The 20142-nt window shown below is 64.5% G+C and carries 13 protein-coding genes; 9 read left to right on the forward strand and 4 right to left on the reverse strand.

What is annotated here, in order from left to right; all coding sequences use genetic code 11:
- The first annotated feature begins 33 nt into the window (after positions 1-33).
- The 6 genes from IFT67_RS08705 to IFT67_RS08730 all read left to right on the forward strand — a co-directional run bounded on the left by IFT67_RS08705 (position 34) and on the right by IFT67_RS08730 (position 8604).
- Positions 34-801 carry an SDR family oxidoreductase gene (locus IFT67_RS08705; RefSeq protein ID WP_192146254.1) on the forward strand — a complete coding sequence of 256 codons (768 nt, stop codon included), beginning with the start codon at positions 34-36 and terminating at the stop codon, positions 799-801.
- Positions 802-909: 108 nt separating this feature from the next.
- Positions 910-2475, forward strand: a complete 1566-nt coding sequence (locus IFT67_RS08710; RefSeq protein ID WP_244647210.1) for a tetratricopeptide repeat-containing sulfotransferase family protein — start codon at positions 910-912, stop codon at positions 2473-2475.
- 117 nt (positions 2476-2592) lie between these two features.
- Entirely contained in the window at positions 2593-5136 is a 2544-nt protein-coding gene (locus IFT67_RS08715) for a TonB-dependent receptor (protein ID WP_192146256.1), read from the forward strand.
- 73 nt (positions 5137-5209) lie between these two features.
- Positions 5210-6595: a M20/M25/M40 family metallo-hydrolase gene (locus IFT67_RS08720; RefSeq protein WP_192146258.1), complete on the forward strand. Its 1386-nt coding sequence runs from the start codon at positions 5210-5212 to the stop codon at positions 6593-6595.
- Between the two features lie 207 nt (positions 6596-6802).
- Positions 6803-7876, forward strand: a complete 1074-nt coding sequence (locus IFT67_RS08725) for a phosphatidylinositol-specific phospholipase C1-like protein (RefSeq protein ID WP_192146260.1) — start codon at positions 6803-6805, stop codon at positions 7874-7876.
- Positions 7876-8604, forward strand: a complete 729-nt coding sequence (locus IFT67_RS08730) for an acid phosphatase (RefSeq protein WP_192146262.1) — start codon at positions 7876-7878, stop codon at positions 8602-8604. Before IFT67_RS08725 ends, IFT67_RS08730 begins: the two co-directional genes overlap by 1 nt.
- 32 nt (positions 8605-8636) lie before the next feature.
- Here IFT67_RS08730 and IFT67_RS08735 read toward each other — a convergent pair whose 3' ends face one another.
- The 4 genes from IFT67_RS08735 to IFT67_RS08750 all read right to left on the reverse strand — a co-directional run bounded on the left by IFT67_RS08735 (position 8637) and on the right by IFT67_RS08750 (position 15260).
- Entirely contained in the window at positions 8637-11318 is a 2682-nt protein-coding gene (locus IFT67_RS08735; protein WP_192146264.1) for a TonB-dependent receptor, read from the reverse strand.
- A gap of 327 nt (positions 11319-11645) precedes the next feature.
- Positions 11646-14465, reverse strand: a complete 2820-nt coding sequence (locus tag IFT67_RS08740) for a TonB-dependent receptor (RefSeq protein ID WP_192146266.1) — start codon at positions 14463-14465, stop codon at positions 11646-11648.
- 223 nt (positions 14466-14688) lie between these two features.
- A complete protein-coding gene (locus IFT67_RS08745) occupies positions 14689-14928 on the reverse strand; it encodes a hypothetical protein (protein WP_192146268.1) in 240 nt (79 codons plus the stop codon).
- On the reverse strand, positions 14925-15260 hold the full coding sequence (locus IFT67_RS08750; RefSeq protein WP_244647211.1) for a hypothetical protein: 336 nt from the start codon (positions 15258-15260) through the stop codon (positions 14925-14927). Before IFT67_RS08750 ends, IFT67_RS08745 begins: the two co-directional genes overlap by 4 nt.
- A gap of 225 nt (positions 15261-15485) precedes the next feature.
- On the opposite strand from IFT67_RS08750, the gene bamA reads away from it, so the two are divergent.
- The 3 genes from bamA (at position 15486) to IFT67_RS08765 (ending at position 20116) form a co-directional block, all read left to right on the forward strand.
- On the forward strand, positions 15486-18104 hold the full coding sequence (gene bamA / locus IFT67_RS08755) for an outer membrane protein assembly factor BamA (RefSeq protein ID WP_192146270.1): 2619 nt from the start codon (positions 15486-15488) through the stop codon (positions 18102-18104).
- A gap of 111 nt (positions 18105-18215) precedes the next feature.
- Complete coding sequence (locus IFT67_RS08760) at positions 18216-18989, forward strand: hypothetical protein (RefSeq protein WP_192146272.1); 774 nt, start codon at positions 18216-18218, stop codon at positions 18987-18989.
- A gap of 86 nt (positions 18990-19075) precedes the next feature.
- The gene (locus tag IFT67_RS08765) at positions 19076-20116 is read left to right on the forward strand and encodes a tetratricopeptide repeat protein (RefSeq protein WP_192146273.1); all 1041 of its coding nucleotides are present in this window, start codon (positions 19076-19078) and stop codon (positions 20114-20116) included.
- The last annotated feature ends 26 nt before the right edge of the window (positions 20117-20142 follow it).

Here is a 20142-nt window from a genome sequence, read left to right on the forward strand (position 1 = left end):
CGTTGTACGGCCGCTATCATCAGGAGATGCGTCATGAACCCGACTGGCAACACCATCCTCATCACCGGCGGTGGGTCGGGTATCGGCGCCGCGCTGGCGCAGCGTCTTCACGATGCCGGCAACGCGGTGATCGTTGCCGGCCGGCGCCAGGAGGCGCTCGACGAGACGATCGCGGGACGTGAAAACATGCGCGCGATGACGCTCGACATCGACGATCCCGCCGCGATCGAGGACTTCGCGCGGCGCCTCGTCGCCGACCATCCCGCGCTCAACGTGCTGGTCAACAATGCCGGCATCATGAAATTGGAGGACATCTCGGCGCGGCGCGATCTGGCGGATGCGGAGGCGACGATCGTCACCAATCTGCTGGGGCCGATCCGGTTGACCAATGCACTGGTCGACCACCTCGCGGCGCAGTCCGGCGGCACGATCGTCAACCTGACGTCGGGACTGGCTTATGTCCCGTTGACCGCAGCGCCGACCTATTCGGCGACCAAGGCGGCGATCCATTCCTACACCGTCTCCTTGCGTCGCGCCCTGGACGGCAAGGTCGAGGTGATCGAGATCGTCCCCCCCGGCGTCCAGACCGGCCTGACGCCCGGGCAGGAGACGCGACCCGGCTACATGCCGCTGGAGGCATTTGCGGACGAGGTCATGGCGCTATGGACGCAGCAGCCCACGCCGAGCGAAATCCTCGTCGAACGCGTCCGCCCTTTACGCAACGCCGAAGCCGATCACCGTTTTCCGGAGGCCGTGGCGCAGTTCAACGAGATGGCCGAGCGCGCGCGACGCGGCGGCTAATCCCGTATCGATGTCCGGTCCGTCGATGATCCAGCGGACCGGATCGAGCGTGGGCGAGCGGGTCGTCGACCGCTTGACGATCTCGTGGTTCAGCCCGAGTGTCATGCGATGGTGCCCGCTCCGAAACCCCGCTGGCCGAGCGACCTCATGCAGGCCGCGCTCGCACTCCACGACAACCAGCTTCACGTCGCCGAGCCGCTGCTGAAAGCGTATCTCAAGAGCGATCCGTTCGATGCACGCGCGATCCGGATGCTGGCCGAACTGGCGGGTCGGATCGGGCGGTACAAGGATGCCGAGACGCTGCTGCGTCGTGCAGTCGAGCTGGCACCCGGCTTCACCGCGGCGCGCGCGAACCTTGCGCTCGTGCTGTACCGTCAGAATCGTGCACCCGAGGCATTGACGCTGCTCGACGCCGTGATCGCCGACGAACCCGACAATCCCGGACATGCCAATCTGAAGGCCGCAGCGCTGGGCCGGCTGGGCGGGTTCGAGGACGCGATCGCGCTGTACGAGAAGGTGCTTAACTATGCGCCGGGCCGGCCGCGCGTGTGGTTGAGCTATGGCCATATGCTGAAGACCGTCGGCCGCCGCGACGACGGTATCGCCGCGTATCGCCGCGCGTTGTCGCTGTTGCCGACGCTCGGCGATGCGTGGTGGAGCCTCGCCAACCTCAAGACGGTGCGGTTCGACGATGCCGACATCGCAGCGATGGAGGCCGCGCTCGCGCGGGAAGACCTGGACGTCGAAGACCGCTTCCACCTCGATTTCGCGCTAGGCAAGGCGTTCGAGGATCGGCGCGATCCGGTGCGCTCGTTCGCGCATTACGACGCCGGCAACGCGCTGCGCCGGACCCGGATCGTGTACGACGCCGACGAAACGAGCACGTTCGTCGATCGCAGCATCGCGGTGCTGACGCCTGCGTTCCTCGACGCACGCCGCGGCCAGGGTTGCGATGCGCCCGACCCGATCTTCGTCCTGGGCATGCCGCGCGCAGGCTCGACGCTGATCGAACAGATCCTCGCCAGCCACAGTCTCGTCGAGGGCACCACCGAACTCCCGGACATGCCCGCGCTCGCCCGCCGCATCGCCGACTATCCCGACGGCCTCGCCACCCTCTCCGCCGATGCGCTGCGTGAGATCGGTGAGGACTATCTGCGTCGTGCCGCGATCCAGCGGCGCACCGATCGTCCGTTCTTCATCGATAAGCTGCCCAACAACTGGGCGCATGTCGCACTGATCCACCTCGCGCTGCCCAATGCGCGGATCATCGACGCACGCCGCGATCCGCTCGACTGCTGCTTCTCGAACTTCAAGCAGCATTACGCGCGGGGGCAGACGTTCAGCTACGCGCTCGACGATCTCGGTCGCTATTACCGCGACTATGTCCGGCTGATGACGCATGTCGACGCAGTGTTGCCGGGTCGCGTCCACCGCGTCGATCACGAAGCGCTGCTGGAGAACACCGAGGCCGAAGTCCGCGCGCTGCTGGCCGCTTGCGGCTTGGCGTTCGAACCCGCCTGCCTCGCCTTCCACGAGACCGAGCGTGCGGTTCGCACCGCGAGTTCCGAACAGGTCCGCCGGCCGATCAACCGCGACGGCGTCGATGCCTGGCGACCCTATGACCAGTGGCTCGGGCCGCTGCGATCGGCACTGGGACTCGCCGCGACGACCTGACCAGTGGCGAAAACGTCACGGATGCGTCATAAAAAGTTTCTCCCCGCGAAGCTTCGTTTGACGTTTGTTGCGCCGCAACACAGGTTGCGGACACAAATCGTCGTGGGGGCAACGGGCATGCACATAATCGATCGTCGCGTAGTCATCGCGTCGCTCCTGGCGTCATCTGCCATCGTTTCGCCAGCCATTGCGCAGACCGCGACCACCGCTGTGCCGACCCCGGACGCCGCCGCGCCTCAGGCGGGCGAATATGAGGGCGACATCGTTGTCACCGCGCAGAAGCGCGACCAGAACATCCAGAACGTCCCGATCAGCATCCAGGCGATCGGCACCAAGCGGCTCGACGATCTGAACATCTCGAACTTCAACCAGTATACGCAGTTGCTGCCGTCGGTGTCGTTCCAGACGACGCAGCCCGGCTCGACGGTCGTCTACATGCGCGGCGTCGCATCGGGTGGCGACGGCAACCATTCGGGGCCGCTCCCCTCGGTCGGCACGTATCTCGACGAGCAGCCGGTGACGACCATCGGCGGTACGCTCGACGTCCACATCTACGACATCGCCCGGATCGAGAGCCTCGCCGGGCCACAGGGGACGCTCTACGGCGCCTCGTCCGAAGCCGGCACGATCCGCATCATCACCAACAAGCCCGACACCAGCGGCTTCTACGGCCGCGTCGATGGCGAGGTGAACAGCGTCAAGTCGGGCGGCATCGGCAGCAAGATCGAGGGCATGCTCAACATGCCGCTGTCGCAGTCCGCAGCGCTGCGCGTGGTCGGGTTCTACCAGCGCGACGCAGGCTATATCGACAATGTGGCCGGGTGCCGCAGCTATCTACCCGAGCCGACTCCGACCTCGTGCACGTCGGCGAATGGCGGCGTGGTCGTCGACAACGCCGCATTCGTGAAGAAGAACTACAACGATACCGAGACCTATGGTGGCCGCGCGGCGCTCAAGGTCGATCTCGACAGCAACTGGACCGTGACGCCGACCGTTCTGTACCAGGAACAGCGCAACCACGGCACCTATGGCTACGACCCGAAGGTCGGCGATCTCCAGGTCCAGCATTTCTTCCCCGAATTCCGCCGCGATCGCTTCATCCAGGGCGCGCTGACGATCGAGGGCAAGGTCGGCAACTGGGACGTCACCTATGCCGGCGCGTATCTCGACCGGAAGACGTACACGTCGAGCGACTATACCGATTACGCCGAAGCGTATGACTCGGCCTATTCCTCGGTCGGCGGGCTTGCCGGCTATTTCTATTACCAGGACAATGCCGGCCGGACGATCGATCCGCGCCAGAAGATCATCGGCACCGATCACTTCAAGAAGACGAGCCAGGAACTGCGCGTCGCGTCGCCCGTCGAGGACCGGTTCCGGATCGTCGCAGGCGCGTTCTATCAGCGCCAGACCAACGCGATCTTCCAGGATTACCAGATCGCCAATCTCGGCACCGCGGTGTCGGTCAACGGCTCGCCCGGCACCTTGTGGCTGACCAAGCAAAAGCGCGTAGACAAGGATTACGCGATGTTCGGCGAGGCAAGCTTCGACATCCTGCCGAACCTGACCGCGACCGCGGGTGGCCGCGCGTACATCTACGACAATTCGCTGATCGGCTTCTACGGGTTCGGGCGCAATCCGGCGGTCGATCCGGACGATGGACGGCCCTTCACGGCGACGCCGTTCAATGCCGCGGGCAGTAGCCAGACGGGCGTCGCAGGCTGCTATCTGGCGAACGGCCAGACCCTGCGCGAAGCCTATCTGAACGGCGGCGACACCTCCGCCCTGCTGCCCGCAGCGGTATCGGGCTCGCCCTGTACCAACCTCGCGACGTACACGACGACCGGGCTGATCCCGAAGCGGACGCAGGGGCAAGGCGCGACCTATCGCTTCAACCTGACGTTCAAGCCGAGCGACAAGGTGCTCGCCTATGCCACGTTCTCGCGCGGCTTCCGACCGGGCGGGATCAACCGCCGCGGCGACGTGGCACCGTACGACGCGGATTTCCTGACCAATTACGAGCTTGGTTTGAAGACGACGCTGTTCGATCGTCTCCGGTTCAACGCGTCGATCTATCAACAGGCCTGGGACAAGTTCCAGTTCTCGTTCCTGGGGCTCAACAGCTTCACGATCATCCAGAACGGCCCGAATGCGCGGATCAGGGGCGCGGAGGCGGATGCGAACTTCTCGACCGGCGGCCTGTCGCTGACCGCGGCGGCCTCCTACACCGACGCGAAGACGCGCAACGATCTGTGCGCAACACAGACCTGTAGCGGCACGGGTCTCGACGTGCTTGCGCCGAAGGGCACACGCCTGCCGATCACGCCGCGCTTCAAGGCGAGCGGGACGGCGCGCTACAGCGTCCCGGTCGGCACGGCAAAGGCGTATATCCAGGGGCTGGTCGCGCACCAGAGTTCGGCAGCCGCGGACATCCGACTGGAGCAGGCTGCGAGTTTCGGCCGGCTCAAGGCCTATACGACGGCGAACGCGTCGATCGGCGCAGAGCTGTCCGGCTACACGCTCGAGCTGTTCGTCCAGAATTTGTGGGACGAACGCGCGCAGTTGTCGCGGTTCCAGCAATGCGGGACGTGTTCGCAACGCACCTACATCGTGAGCAGTACGCCGCGCACGATCGGCCTGCGTGCAGGCGCGAAATTCTAGGGTAGACGCGCGGCGACGGTTGCGATCCTCCCCTGCGCGGGGGAGGATGAGTTTTCTTCGAGGAACGATGACGATGACGTCCAAGATCAAGCTTCTTCTGGCCTGCACTGCCGTGATGACCGCGCTGCCCGCAACGGCACAGACGCAGGCTGCCGCCACCAACGGCCTCGAAATCGCCAAGAAGATGATTGCGTTTCGCAGCGTGCGCGGTCCCGGCAACCAGACTCCGCAACTCGCAGCGTATCTGAAGGCGACGCTGGTCGCGGGCGGCTTTCCGGCAAGCGACGTGACGATCACGCCGGTCGACGACACCGCGTATCTGATCGCGACATGGAAGGGCAGCGATCCGGCGCTGAAGCCGATCGTCGTCTCCGGCCATATCGACGTGGTCGAGGCCAAGCCCGCCGACTGGCAGCGTGATCCGTTCACCGCAGTGGTCGAGAACGGCTATCTCTATGGCCGCGGCGCGACCGACATGAAGCTCGACGCCGCGCTCGCGATCGCGACGCTGCTCGACATGAAGAAGGCCGGCTACACCCCCAAGCGCGGCATCGTCCTCGCGCTGTCCGGTGACGAGGAAACCGTGATGAAGACGTCGTCGCTGATCGCCGACCGTTTGAAGGCCAGCGAGATGGCGCTCAACATCGACGGCGGCGGCGGGCTGTACGCGGAAAACGGCAAGGCCGAGTATTTCACGATCGGCGCCGCCGAAAAGACCTATGCCGACTTCCAGCTCGAGGTGACAAACCCCGGCGGTCACTCGTCCGCGCCGCGGAAAGTCAACGCGATCAACGAGTTGTTGGCGGCATTGGTAAAGATCGGAGCCTATCGCTTCACGCCGCAGCTGTCGCCGATCACCAAGGGCTATTTCGAGGGCGTCGCGCCACGCCAAACGCCCGAACTCGGCGCCGCGATGCGCGCGTTCGTCGCCAATCCCGCCGACCAGAAGGCGATCGAGACGCTCGCCGCCAACACGGGGTATGTCGGGCAGATCGGCACGACCTGCGTCACGACGATGGTCAATGGCGGCCACGCGCTGAACGCGCTTCCCCAGCGCGCGACCGCGAACATCAACTGTCGCATCTTCCCTGGCGTGAAGCCCGCGACCGTCATGGCCGAACTGGCGAAGGTCGCGGCCGATCCCGGCGTGAAGTTCAGCGACGTCACCGAAGGCTCGAACCCGACCGACGCCTCGCCACTGCGCGCGGACCTGACCGGCGCGGTCAAGGCGGCGATGGGCAAGATCCGCCCCGGCGTGCCGGTCTTCCCGAGCATGTCGGCGGGTGCGAGCGATTCGATGTGGTACCGCTCGGTCGGCGTGCCGAGCTACGGCGTCAGCCCGATCTTCATCAAGCAGTCGGACGATTTCAGCCACGGCCTCAACGAACGCACCCCGATCGACAACATCCCGCTCGCGGTCACCTATTACCGCTCGCTGTTCACCGATCTGACCAGATAACGCGAAGACCCGCCGTGCGGCCAGGCCACCGCGCGGCGGACATCGTGACACGTTCTGCCTCGCATGGTCACGGCGACGTCATGAAACCGTCCCGTCACTGTCACGACCCGACCCCATAGCGCCGGACGACGTCGGCCTGCACGACCGATCTTCGATCGTGCGGTACTGGGCGCGGCGTCGTTCGAATTGAGATCGGGGACTACGGACATGACGCGATCGATCGTGGCGGGACTCGCCATCGCACTCCTTACCCAGTCGGCGGGCGCACGCGACAGGCCGATGCCGCTCCGGGTCAACGACGTCGCGGTGATTGGTACGCACAACAGCTACAAGCAGCCGATGCCTGCCGCGACGATGGCAAAGGTCCGTGCGGTCGACCCGGCGATGGCCGATGCGCTCGATTACTCGCACCGCAGCCTGATCGAGCAGCTCGATGCCGGCGCGCGGCAACTCGAGATCGACGTGAACTACGATCCGCAGGGTGGGCATTACGCGCGAGGCTCCAACGATCCGAAGCTCAAGCGGCCGGGCTTCAAGGTGCTGCACATCCCCGGCATCGACAACGCATCGAGCTGCGTGCTGCTGACCGAATGCCTGACGATCGTCCGCGACTGGTCGGCAAAGCATCCGCGTCACGTACCGATCCTGCTGATGTTCAACGCGAAGGACGAGCAGAACGCCGCGCGGGGCGGGATCGACGCGCTGCCGTTCGACGAGGCGGCATATGATGCGCTCGATGCGGAAATCCGTTCGGTGATGGCGCCCGGCAAGTTGATCGTGCCCGATGACGTTCAGGGCCGCTATCCGACGCTCCGGGAGGCGGTGCTGGCGGACAACTGGCCGTTGCTGGAGGCATCGCGCGGGAAATTCCTGTTCGCGCTGGACGAACCGCCGGCCAAGGTCGCGGTGTATCGCGGCAAGCGGCGCTCGCTCGAAGGGCGCGTGTTCTTCATCAACACCGACGAAGCCTCGCCCGCGGCCGCCTATCTGACGCTCAACGATCCGGTTCGTGACGCAGCGCGCATCCGCCGCGACGTCGCTGCCGGCTTCATCGTCCGCACACGCGCCGACGCCAATACGCGCGAGGCCCGCGCCAACGACACCGTCCCGCGCGACACCGCGCTGGCGGGCGGCGCGCAATATGTCTCCACCGACTATCTCTGGCCTGATCCGCGCCTCGCCGGTGGCTATCACGTCGCGCTGCCCGGTGGGCTGATCGCGCGCTGTAATCCCGTGCGCCGTCCCAAGGGCTGCGGCGATCTCGACAAGGGTATCAAGTGATGCGGACGCTCGCTCTCCTGGCCGTGTTGACGCTGGCCACCGGCGCGACCGCATCGACCGACTATCTCCTCGACCAGCCGATGCCGGACCTGATGAAAGTCCTCCCCGCCCCGCCCAAGTCAGGCTCGCCGCAGAACGTCGCCGATCGCGCGACATTCCGCCAGACGCGCGCGCTGCTCGGTACGCCGCGCGGCGACATGGCGACGCGCGACGTGACCGACGATCGCCTTACCGTCTTCGCCTGTGCGATCGGCCGCAAGCTGGACGCGACGTCATCGCCTGCCCTCACCCGCATCTTCGCTCAGATGGGTGACCAGGGCATGGTCGGGCGCGCCAAGGACGGCTTTGCGGTGCGACGCCCGTACCTCAACGACGACCTGCCGATCTGCGAACCCAAGACCGCGCATCTGGCGGGTAACGGCGATTACCCGTCGGGGCATACGACGTCGGGCTGGTCCGCGGCACTGATCCTTGCCGAACTGATGCCGTCCCGCGCGACGCAGATCCTGCGCCGCGGACGCCAATATGGCGAAAGCCGGTATATCTGTGGATCGCACAGCAAAAGTGCGGTCGAGGCGGGGTATATGGCAGGCTCGGTCTTGGTCGCGATGCTGCACACCTCCGCCGGCTTCCGACGCGACATGGATGCTGCGCGCACCGAACTCGCCGGCGCCGCCGGCACCGCACCGAACCCGGCACGATGCCTGACGGAGGCCGGCGCGGAGTAAGGGCCTTCCCCCCTGCCGCGCCGGCCTGCGGGTCAGAATTCGGCTCGCACACCGAACAGCACGGTCCGGCCCCAGTAGTTGATCTCGCCGAACCGCACGTCCTTGTCGTTATACGTGTAGAGATGCGCGCCCGACAGGTTGATCGCCTCGAGGCTGAACGTCACCCGGTCGGTCGCCTTGAGCGAGATATTGCCGTCGAGCGATCCGAACGGCGCGGTATAGACCGGCGCTTGCGTCGTGCTGCCGGTGCCCGACAGATACCGGTCGCGCCAGACATAGGAGAGCCGGGTCGAGATCGGCCCCTTCTCGTAGAAGCCGGTGATGTTGGCGCTGTTCTTCGACAGCCCGATCAGCTCGTCGCGGATCGGCCGCGCGCCCGCGGTGTAGCTCGCCTTGACCGAGGTGTGCGTATAGGACGCCTGCACGCCGAGACCGTCGAACGGCGCGGGCAGGAAGGTGAAGACCTGGTTGTACGCCGCCTCGACACCGTACACCTTGGCATCGCCGCCATTGACCTGCGTCGAGAGCAGCACCGTGCCGCGGCCGGGGATCTCGATGTTGACGTTCTGCTGCGTGATATAGTCGTCCATCGCCTTGTAGAACACCGCGCCCGTCAGCGAACCCGCGCGATTGAAATACCATTCGAGCGATCCGTCGAACTGCGTGGCGAGGAACGGCACCAGCTGCGGATTACCGCCGCTCGCGGTCGGCGCGTCGGTCGACACGGTGATCCGCGGCGCGCTGTCGGTGACGTTCGGGCGCGTCAGCACGCGGCTCGCGGCGAGACGGCCGATGAGGTCATGCGTCAGTTCGGCACGCAGGTTGAAGCTCGGCAACCAGTTGTTGAACGTCTTGGGGAAACTTGCCGGCGTCGCGACATTGCCCGTGGTCAGCGTACCGCTCGCGACCTGATCGGTGTGGACATAGCGCACGCCGACATTCCCGGTGACCGGCACTGCGCCGACATCGAAGCCGTAATCGGCGCGGGCATACGCGCCCCAGATCTTTTCCTTCACGACGAACGACGAGCGCAGATCGCCTGCGGTCAGCGCCGACGCCTGCACCGCGGGGGTGAAGAGCGCGTCGAGATAGGCCTGCGTGACGGGCACCAGGAATGTACGCAGCGTGTTGCCCGAGACGCCCTTCAGGAAATCGTCGTACGGCAGTTGCTCGTACGCACCCGTTCCAAGACTCGACAGAGGCGTGTTGGCTGCTGGATTGACGTTGAAATCGCGGCGGAAATAGTCGCGCTTGCGCCAGTGATATTCGCCACCGACGGCCAGCTTGGTCAGGAACCCGTCGAAATCATAGGCGAGATCGGCGCGCGTGTAGAAGTCCCAGTCCTTGCTGTTCTTGGGCGCGATGTTGAACTGGTAGAGCTGGTAATTGGCTGGATTGGTCGGATCGACCGTCGTCGTGAAGGTCGGGATAGTCTTGTATCCCGCCGATGCATCATAGGTCAGCGGCGCGAAGAAGATCGCGCGGCTGCGTACCGTGCCCTCGTTGTAATCGGGGTGATAGCTGTGCGCGCTCGACCAGTTGACGTTGCCCGACGCGTGCCAGCGGTCCGAGTTCCAGGTCTGGCGCAGGCCGATATTGAGCAGGTCGTGCCGGTTGAGGCTGTATTCGCGCGACGCCATGAAACGCACGTCGTTGATCGTCGCGCCGACCACCGTATCGCCGTCGAGCCTGACGCTGCCGGGCACGATCACCGGGCGATGCCCCGCGACGCTCGCGTCGTCGGGATAGATGTCGAGGCCGAACTCGTCATAGGCCACGTCGAGCCGGGTCGCGAGAATGTCGAGCGTCGTCTCGAATTCGGCATTCGGCTTCCACTGCGCGGAGACCATGCCCGAGATACGCTTGCGGTTCTCGGTCTCGATCGTCGGGCGCGTGCGCGTCGGCGTATAGAGACCGGTCGCGAGACCACCCGCGGCGGGCGCCGTGAACCTGTTGAGGTTCCACCCGAAATTGAGGAAGCGATCGTTGCGGACCGCCTTTTCCCAATATTGCGCCCCGGCCAATATGCCGAACGTGCCGCTGGCGTTGGTCGCGCTCGTGATGACCGTCGCGTTCGGTTTCACCTTGTCGGTCTGGCTCGTATAGGTGCCGCGCAGGTTGACCGTTGTCTTGTTGCTGACGTCGAGTGGGTGGAACGTCTTCACGTCGATGTTACCGCCGAGCGCGCCTTCGGTCATGTTCGCGGTCGGCGTCTTCACGACGTCGATGCTCGAGGTGAATTCGGCGGGCAGCATCTCGAAACGGAACTGGCGACCGTTGGCGCCGCCATTCTCGATCATGTCGTTCAAGGCGACCGTGCTGCCGTTGAGCAGCGTGCTCTGGAACTGCGGCCCGAGCCCGCGGACGCTGACGTACAGCCCCTCGCCGCGCGGGCGGGTGATGGTGACGCCCGGGATCATCTGGAGCGCTTCGGCGACGTTCTGCGTCGGGAACTTGCCGATGTCGGTCGAACTGATCGAGTCGACGCCGTAGTCGGCGCGGCGCTTCGTCTCGGTCGCCGCGCGAAGGCTGCGCGCGTAGCTGCCGGTGACGACGATCTCGCCGTTTTCGTCGGTGCCGTCGTCGCCGGGAGCCGGCTGGTCGGCGCGCTTCGGAGCGTCCGCCTGCACCTGCGCCTGAGCCTGCGCGGTCGCCGCCCCCGTCAGCAGGATGAGTGAAACCGATGCCCGAAGCAGGCCCTTGACCATACGCATTGTAGAAAGTCCCCCGTGGCGACGCTGCCACTCCCGGCGCCATTACGTCCGGTTCGGGTCAATTTTGCGAAGCGTTCGAGACAGTATCGTTACGGGTTGCGACACGGTGCCGACGTCTGCGACGAACCGGACACGCTGTGCGGTCCATCGCGCATGCATGACGCCCGATACCGGGGTGATACCGGGGCGGACCGGGCAATCGATGCTCCGCTGACGCACGAATACCCCGCGATCGTGGCCGATGGCGGGGTATCCGGCTGTCTCATACGACGAGGGCGGTTGCCCGCGCTCCTCCCCCGCTGAGGGGATGAGCGCCATGGTCCGGTCCTAGAACTTGATGTTCGTGCTGACGAAGAACGCACGACCATAAGGGTCGTAGGTCGACGGGTAGGTGTTCGCCTGCTCCTGGTTGTCGCCCAGGATCGGCGGCTGCTTGTTGAAGATGTTGTTGACGCCGACCGTCCAGGTGAAGCCCGGCTTGACGTCGAACGACGTGGTGAGGTCGAAGTAGTTGTAGGCCTTGATCTTCTCGACCGCATAGACGGTGCCGCTGTCGTCGTCCTTGACCGGCGACAGGTAGCGATACAGCACCGACACCGTCACGGGGCCGGTCGAGTAGGTCGTACGAGCCGACAGGCGCCATTTCGCATAGGGGTTGCCGCACGTCTGGCCGAACTTGCCCGCGCAGTTGATCGTCAGATCGGGGATCGCCGCCAGCGGGTTGTAGTCGAAGGCGATCAGGCGCGTGCCGCTGATCCGGAAATCGACCTTGCTGGTCGCGCTGCCGAATGCACCGAAGTTCAGCGGCATGCCGTAGCGAGCCTCGAAATCGACGCCCCGGGTCGTCACGCCACCGGTGTTCGCCAGCGTGTTGGCGGCATCGGTGATCGCATAGCTGTTCGAATCGCGCGGCAGCGATGCGCAATAGCTCGAGTCATACGGCGTATACCCATTGTCCGCATCGCCGTAGCAGGCGCGGATCAGGTTCGTCGTGCCGACCGTCGAGATATAGTTGGCGATCTTGATCTTGTAGTAATCGGCGGTGAACGAGAAGCCGGGCAGAAAGCGCGGCTGGAGGACGATGCCCGCCGTATACGTGTCGGAGGTTTCCTCGCGGAGCGCGGGGTTGCCGCCATTGACCGTCTGGATCTGCGTGCTGCCGCCGTCATAGGCGGTGCCGATCAACGCGGCCGGAACACCGGTCGCGACGCAGCTCGCGTTCAGGTTGGTGTTGGTGAGCGCGATCGCGGTAGTGCAGGGATCGGTCGCCGCCGGGAAGTCCTGCGCCGAACCGCTGTAGAGATCGGACACGGTCGGTGCGCGAACCGCCCGCGAATATTGGCCGCGCAGCGAGATGTCGTCGATCAGCGACCAGACCACGCCACCCGAATAGGTGTTCACCGATTTCGCCGCGGTCGAATAATAGGAATAGCGATAGGCGCCATTCACTTCGAGCTTCTTGATGAACGGGATGTTCGCCAGCAGCGGCACCGCGACTTCGGTATAGGCCTCCTTCACGTCATAGCCGCCGCTCAGGCCTTCGCCCGCGTTGAAGCCGACGACGTCGCCCGACGACAGCGCGAAGTCGGGATTGTAGCTGCCGTGCTCGCGGCGATATTCGGTGCCGAACACGATGCCGACCGGGCCCGCGCCGAGATCGAACAGGTTGCGGTTCGAGATCGACGCGCTGGCGACCTGCTCGCTGATCGTGCTGGTGTTCTGCACCGGGATGGTGATGAACGCCGCCGCCGCCGCACTGATGTTGCCCGCACCGTAGATATTCAGTGGGACGCAGCCGTTGCTGGTATCCGAGCAGACCAGGTTGCCACTGGCATCATAGCTGGTGCGCAGTGCCTGCAGCACGCGGCTGTTGGAGACGTTGCCGATCTGCGTCTCGATCGATTTCGTGCGCGAATAGCTGTAATAGGCGTCGTAGTTCCAGCCGCCGCCGATGTCGCCATTGGCGCCCAGCACCGCACGATAGGCCGTGTTGTCGAGGCTCGATACGCGATCGCCGACTTCGGTCAGGCGGCGATAGATGGTCGAGGTGACATAGCCGTCGCCGTCGGTGTCGAGCCCCTTGAGCAAAGCCTGCGATGCGGGCGACAGGAACGATGAATCCGCATCGATCTCCACCGATCCGGTGTACGGCGTCGGCGCCAGCTTGTTCTTGACGCGGTTGTTGATGAACTGGCCTTCGGCATAGACGTTCAGCGCGGGGCTGACCTCGTAATGCGTCTGCGCGCTCATCAGGAACCGCTCCTGCGGGACCTGGAGGTAATTCGACGGCGCGTAATTGTACGCGTCGGTCGTCGAATCATACGGGGTGTAACTGCCGTCGGTCTCGAACTTGCGATTGACGCCGCCGATCGCGAACCGCGTGCCTTCGATCGAACCCGAGCCGCCGGCGATCAGGCCGCCCTCCCCGTCGTCGACCTGCGCCTGCTTCGAATAGTCGCGGGCCGACTGGAGGATGCCGTTGCGCTTGGTATAATCGAAATAGATCGTCGCATTGCCGCGGCCATCTTCGAAATTGCCGCCCAGCAACAGGTTGCCGTTGAAGTTGCCGCCATCGCCCGCTTCGTTGATGCGGTAGTTCGCGTTCGCCTGGACGCCGCTGAAGTCCTTCTTCATCACGAAGTTGACGACGCCCGCGATCGCATCCGAACCATAGACTGCCGAACGGCCGCCGGTGACGATGTCGACGCGCTCGATCAACGCGGCCGGGATGGTGTTCAGATCGACGATCTGGTTCGCGTCATAAGCGACGTAGCGGCGGTTGTTGACGAGCACGAGCGTACGCGTCGAGCCGAGCCCGCGCAGATCAGCCGTAGCGACGCCGCCGCCGGGATTGTTCGATGCGCCGGTGGTGCTCGGGATGAGCTGCGGCAGGTCCTTCAGGACGCTTTCAACGTTGATCTGGCCGGACAGTGCGATCTCCTTCGCGCTCACCACCGAGATCGGCGACGCCTGCTTCAGGCTGTCGCCACCCAGGCGCGAGCCCGTCACGACGATCGTATCCCCATCTGCGGGCGCTGCCGGATCGGCGGGCGTTTCCACGGGTGCCACGGTCTGTGCATAGACCGGAGTAGCGACCCCAAGCAGAAGCGTAGACACCAGAAGGCGCTTGCGAAAATCCAGACGCATGTCGGTACTCCCTGAACCGCAATCCCATGTATTGCGGCAATTTTGTGCAATTACGGATTGGTTCCGCGGCTTCGGTCTGCGGCCGTAATCGGGGATCGACAATGCCTATTTGGTCATCGAAACGTCATCGACGGGATGTGTTGTACGGTCGGCACGGTTTGCTACGTTCTATTGCAGGATTACGGCTTCGCACGACGCGCGATGACGGCGGAGACACACCGGCTCAACCCGTCATCTCTCTCGGTGCCAGTTCGAACGGCGCGTGCGACACCATGGTCGGAGCGGTGCGCGCCACTCCGGCGAACACGATCCTCCCCGTGCCGCGAATGGCACCATAGGATGATGTCGCGCCGGTAATCGGCCAGGCGGTGATCGGCGCGGCGGGAATCGGCGCGGCGGGAATCGGCGCGGCGGGAATCGGCGCGGCGGGAATCGGCGCGGCGGAGACAGGTGCGCGCGTCATTGAAACGTCGCTCCGCTCGCCATCGCCTTGCTCGGGCTGAGCCCCTGCTGCTCGAGGAACTGGTTGAGCCCCGCGACGAGATCCTGCGCGGCGCCACTGGTCAACGCGACGCGACCGACGACGACGCGGTCCACCGATGGCGGCTGGCGCGCGTGATCGCAGCGTGCGCTCTCCAGCGTCAGCACGATGACGCCGTTCAGGTTCGCGAATCCCGATAGCCCGGTCGCGAAGACCTCGGGGGCGAAGGGATTGTCGATCAACGCGGGCAACGCCGCTGACTGAGGGGGCGACGGTTGGGGTTCCGACGGAACGCCCTTGATGGCGACACGCATGATGCTGCTCCTTGCAATTGGCGGGGGCTGAACGAGCGCCCGCCGCGTGCCTAAGCCGCCCGAATGTCCGCGGCATTTCCCTCGCGACATCTCCGCGACACATCCCGGTGCGACTGCCAGCGAGCGGTTGGCGGATGTTGCAGCACTGTCGCCGATCGGACACCTTGGAACATCCCGAGGAAACATCCTCCGTCGATGCGCCCGGCTCACCCCGGAGATGCATGCATGATTTTCGATTTGGGCGCCGGTTCCATGGCCTGGGCCATCGCAGGAACACTGGCCACCGCGTCCGGCACCACGCCGCCGCAGGCTCCCAGCCTGCCCGGCAAACCCGCCCAGCCGACCACGGGCACCGTCCCCGCCACGACCCGGACGATCAAGACCCTCCGCGTCGAGGGTGCACAGCGTATCGAAGCGGAAACGGTGCTGAGCTACACCAAGCTGCGGGTCGGCGTCCCCTACACCACGGAGACGCTCGACCAGGCGCTGAAGGACCTGCAGGCGAGCGACCTGTTCGCGGACTATTCGATCGCCGGCGTCGCGGATGGCAACATCGTCCTGCGCGTACGCGAGAACCCGATCATCAACCGGGTCATCATCGAGGGCAACAAGGCGCTGAAAAGCGACAAGATCACGAAAGAGATCAAGCTCGCGCCGCGCCAGATCTTCACGCGCACCGCGGTCCGCCAGGATGTTGCGCGGATCATCGAACTCTATCGCCGCCAAGGCCGGTTTGCGGCGGTGATCGACCCCAAGATGGTGACGCTGGACCAGAATCGCGTCGACGTCGTCTTCGTGGTCAGCGAAGGACCCAAGTCGAAGGTCCGCCAGATCAACATCCTGGGCAATACCGTATTCTCCGATACGCAGATCCGCGCGCAGATGGCGACCAAGCAGGCCCGGTTAAGCCGCCTGCTGTCATCGGCCACCAGCTACGACCAAGATCGCCTGTCGTACGACCAGCAGAAGCTCCGCCAGTTCTACCTGACGCAAGGCTATGCGGATTTCCGCGTGACCTCGGCCGTTGCAGAGCTGACGCCGGACAAGAAGGACTTCATCATCACCTACGTGGTGGAGGAAGGGAAACGCTACAAATTCGGCGACGTGAGCGTCGACAGCCAGATCCGCGAGTTCGACGGCAAGAAGCTCGCGGCCACGCTGCCGCTCAAGAAAGGCGACTGGTACAATGCCAAGCTGGTCGAGGATTCGGTCGACAATATCAGCCAGACCGCAGGCCTGTTCGGGTACGCGTTCACCGAGGTGAACCCGGAGTTCCAGAAGGACGCCGACACGCTGACGATGGGCGTGAACTTCAATATCGCCGAAGCCAAGCGGACCTATGTCGAGCGGATCGAGATCAACGGCAACACGCAGACCAAGGACAAGGTCGTCCGGCGCGAGATTCGTCTGGCGGAGGGCGACGCGTTCAACAGCTTCCAGGTGAAGCGCTCCGAAGACCGGATCAATTCGCTGGGCTATTTCCAGGACAAGATGGCCATCAAGCAGCTTCCCGGCTCGGCCCCCGACCGCGTCGTGCTGGAGACCGATCTCGAGGAGAAATCGAGCGGCGAGCTGCAGCTCTCGGCGGGCTATTCCAGCCTCGAAAGCTTCATCGCTACCGCGAACATCACGCAGCGCAATTTCCGCGGCATGGGCCAGGAGCTACGTGCCGGGGTCAGCTATTCGGCGTATTCCAAGTCGGTCAATCTAGGCTTCACCGAACCGTATCTGTTCGACACCAACGTCGCGCTCGGCGGCGATCTCTTCCGCCGCGACTACAGCTCGTACAGCACGACCGGCGACAGCAACGACACGACCTACGAACAGGTCTCGACCGGCTTCCAGATCCGCGCCGCGGTCCCGCTCACCGAATATTGGTCCGCCACCGCGCGCTACGGATTGTCCTACGACCAAGTCACGCTCGATGCCGATACCTATTACACCAACGGCGTCTGCGATCCCGGGATCGCCGGCACGTATCTGTGCGACGCGGTCGGCAATCGCTGGACCTCGTCGATCGGCTATTCGCTGGTGTTCGACAGCACGAACAGCCGTACCCGACCGAGCAAGGGCAGCAAGTTCTCCGTCAGCCAGGATTTCGCGGGACTGGGCGGCGACACCAAATATATCCGCAGCACCGCGAACTACACCAAGTACATGGATCTGGGATCAAGCTTCATCCTCTCGGCGCATGCGGAGGGTGGCTATATCAAGGGGCTTGGCCAGGACGTGCGGCTGACCGATCGCTTCTATCTGGGCGATCCGCAGATGCGCGGCTTCGACATCCGCGGCGTGGGGCCCCGCGTGACGCGCACCTATTACGACACGACGACGGTGCCCGCGACGCTGTCGAACACCAGCGGCACGACAACGCAGACCGCGCTCGGCGGCACCGCGTATTATCAGGCACGTCTCGAACTCGAACTGCCGATGGGTGCCGGCGCACGCGAACTCGGCCTGCGTCCGTCGATCTACATGGACGTCGGCGCGGTATTCGGTGGCAAAACGCCGACGCTCGCCGACACCTGCGCTACCGCCAACGCAGCCTCGGTCGCGTGCGTCGCCGGCACGCGCCAATATACCGACGGCTCCGGCAACCTCCTGTATCTCGATGCCGCGGGTGCCAGCACGACCACCAACACCGGCACGCCGTACACCTACGCGCTCGGCACCTATAAGGAGACCTATTCGGGGAACACCGCGAGCCCGCGCCTTTCGGTCGGCATCGGCGTCAACTGGACCTCGCCATTCGGTCCGCTGCGGATCGACCTTGCCAAGGCGCTGCTGAAGGCACCAGGTGACGACAGCAAGCTGATCACCTTCAATGTCGGCGGGCAATTCTGAGTCCTGCGCGTTCGCGTGCCCGATTATTGTGCGCTGCGGCATAATTCGCGACCGTATGAATCATTGCCTCTACTTTCTTGGCCTCTCTGGCCGCCGCGCAGGAAGATCCAGTTGTCGGACGTACTCCCTGGAGAGACCACCATCCGGACGATCGACTTTACCGGCGAGCAGCTCGGCTATCCCAAGGCACGGCGTACCTACAAGGCGGTGACGGTCACCTTCGACCGCGATTTCGACGGCGTCTGGAGCCTCAACGGTTCGTACCCCTACTCGAAGAACAAGGGCAACATCGAGGGCGGTGTCCGGTCCGACAACGGTCAGACCGACTCCGGCCTGACCACGGCATTCGATCAGCCTGGGTTGACGAACGGCGCTTACGGGTATCTCCCAACCGACAACCGCCACAAGTTCAAGCTGTATGGATCGTACGCGCCCACCAACTGGCTAACCCTGGGAGCGAACTTCTCGGCTCAGTCGCCCCGCCGCTTCGGGTGCCTTGGACGCGTTCCGGACTCTGTCGACTCGTTCGCCGGCGTATACGGCGCCGCCGGCTTCTACTGTAACGTCAATACCGACGGCTCGATCAGGACGACCCCGTTCGCAGCGGGCGAGGCCGTTCCCGAGCGTCAGTTGACGCCACGCGGTTCGGTCATAAAGTCGGATTGGCAAACGACCACGAACATCACGGCGGCGATCAAGGTGCCATCCGACCTGTTCAGCGGCACGTTCCGGATCGACGTGTTCAACGTCTTCAATGAGAAGGCCGTGCTGGACGTGCGCAAACTCGGCACGCAGGCCAACGGCGCGCCTCGCGTCGATTTCGGTACGCCGGTCAGCTATCAGGCTCCCCGCTACATTCGCTTCCAGCTGGGCTTCGACTTCTAGGCGAAGACCTGCGCAACGCGGAAAGGGAATCGACGATCGTCGGCTCCCTTTCCGCGTTCGATGTCATTTCGGGAAGCTATACATCGATGGCCACCGCCGCTGATTTCATCGCCGCACTCAATCGTCGTGATCGGTCCGCTGCCGTCGATGCAGCCAACCGCCTGGTTGCGAACAATGCCATGCTTGGCGATCAATGGCAGGCGATCGCTCGGTTCGCCGTTCGCGTCGCGGAATGGCCCCTCGCGATCGATGCGATGCGTCGCTTTGTCACGCGCAAGCCAGGCGATCTCGATCGGACGCTTCAACTTGCAGACATTTTCGCCAGCGCCGGACGTCTCGACGACGCAATCGCGTTGATCGCGCCCTTGGCTCAGCGCGCACCAGGCGATGCGCGATTGCACCACTTGCTGGGCACGGCATATATCCAGGTCGGTAACGCTGCGTCGGGACTCGACCACCTCAACGCGGCGGCTCGGATCTGGCCTGCCTCCGGCATGACCTGGCTCGCGATCGCCAGTGCGCAACGCTATGCATCCGGATCTACGGCGTTCGCGGCATTGCTGGCCGCAGACCGGGATACGGCGCTTGCCGCCCCGACTGCACGAGCGGCGTACCTGTATGCAATGGGCAAGGCGTGGGACGATCTCGGCGAATATGATCGCGCGTTCGACGCGTTCGACGTGGGTGCGACGTTGATTCGGGGCGAACGTCCATGGGATGCCGATGGCGACGAGGCGGCGGCGCTCGCGTTGGTGAATGAATTGGATCGGTCATGGCTGGACGAGGCCGCGCTGCCCGACCTAGGACCAACCGACCCGATCTTCGTCACCGGTCTCCCGAGATCCGGGACAACCCTGCTGGATCAAATCCTGGCAAGTCATTCCGTAGTCTCGAGTGGTGGCGAATTGAACTTACTCGAGGTCGCGACTGGCGACGCTGGCGGGAGTGTTGCCAGCACGGTCCGCAGGCGTTTTGATACCATGTTGAACGCCGAGACCGCCGCTGAATTTCCAGCGGCGCGGCGGCGTGCAGTCCAAACGCACGAAAGCCCCGGGCTGGTGGGCCTGGGGCTTTCGTGGTGTATGGTTGCGGGGACAGGATTTGAACCTGTGACCTTCAGGTTATGAGCCTGACGAGCTACCGGGCTGCTCCA

The organism is Sphingomonas sp. CFBP 13728 (assembly GCF_014841895.1).
Taxonomy (GTDB): domain Bacteria; phylum Pseudomonadota; class Alphaproteobacteria; order Sphingomonadales; family Sphingomonadaceae; genus Sphingomonas.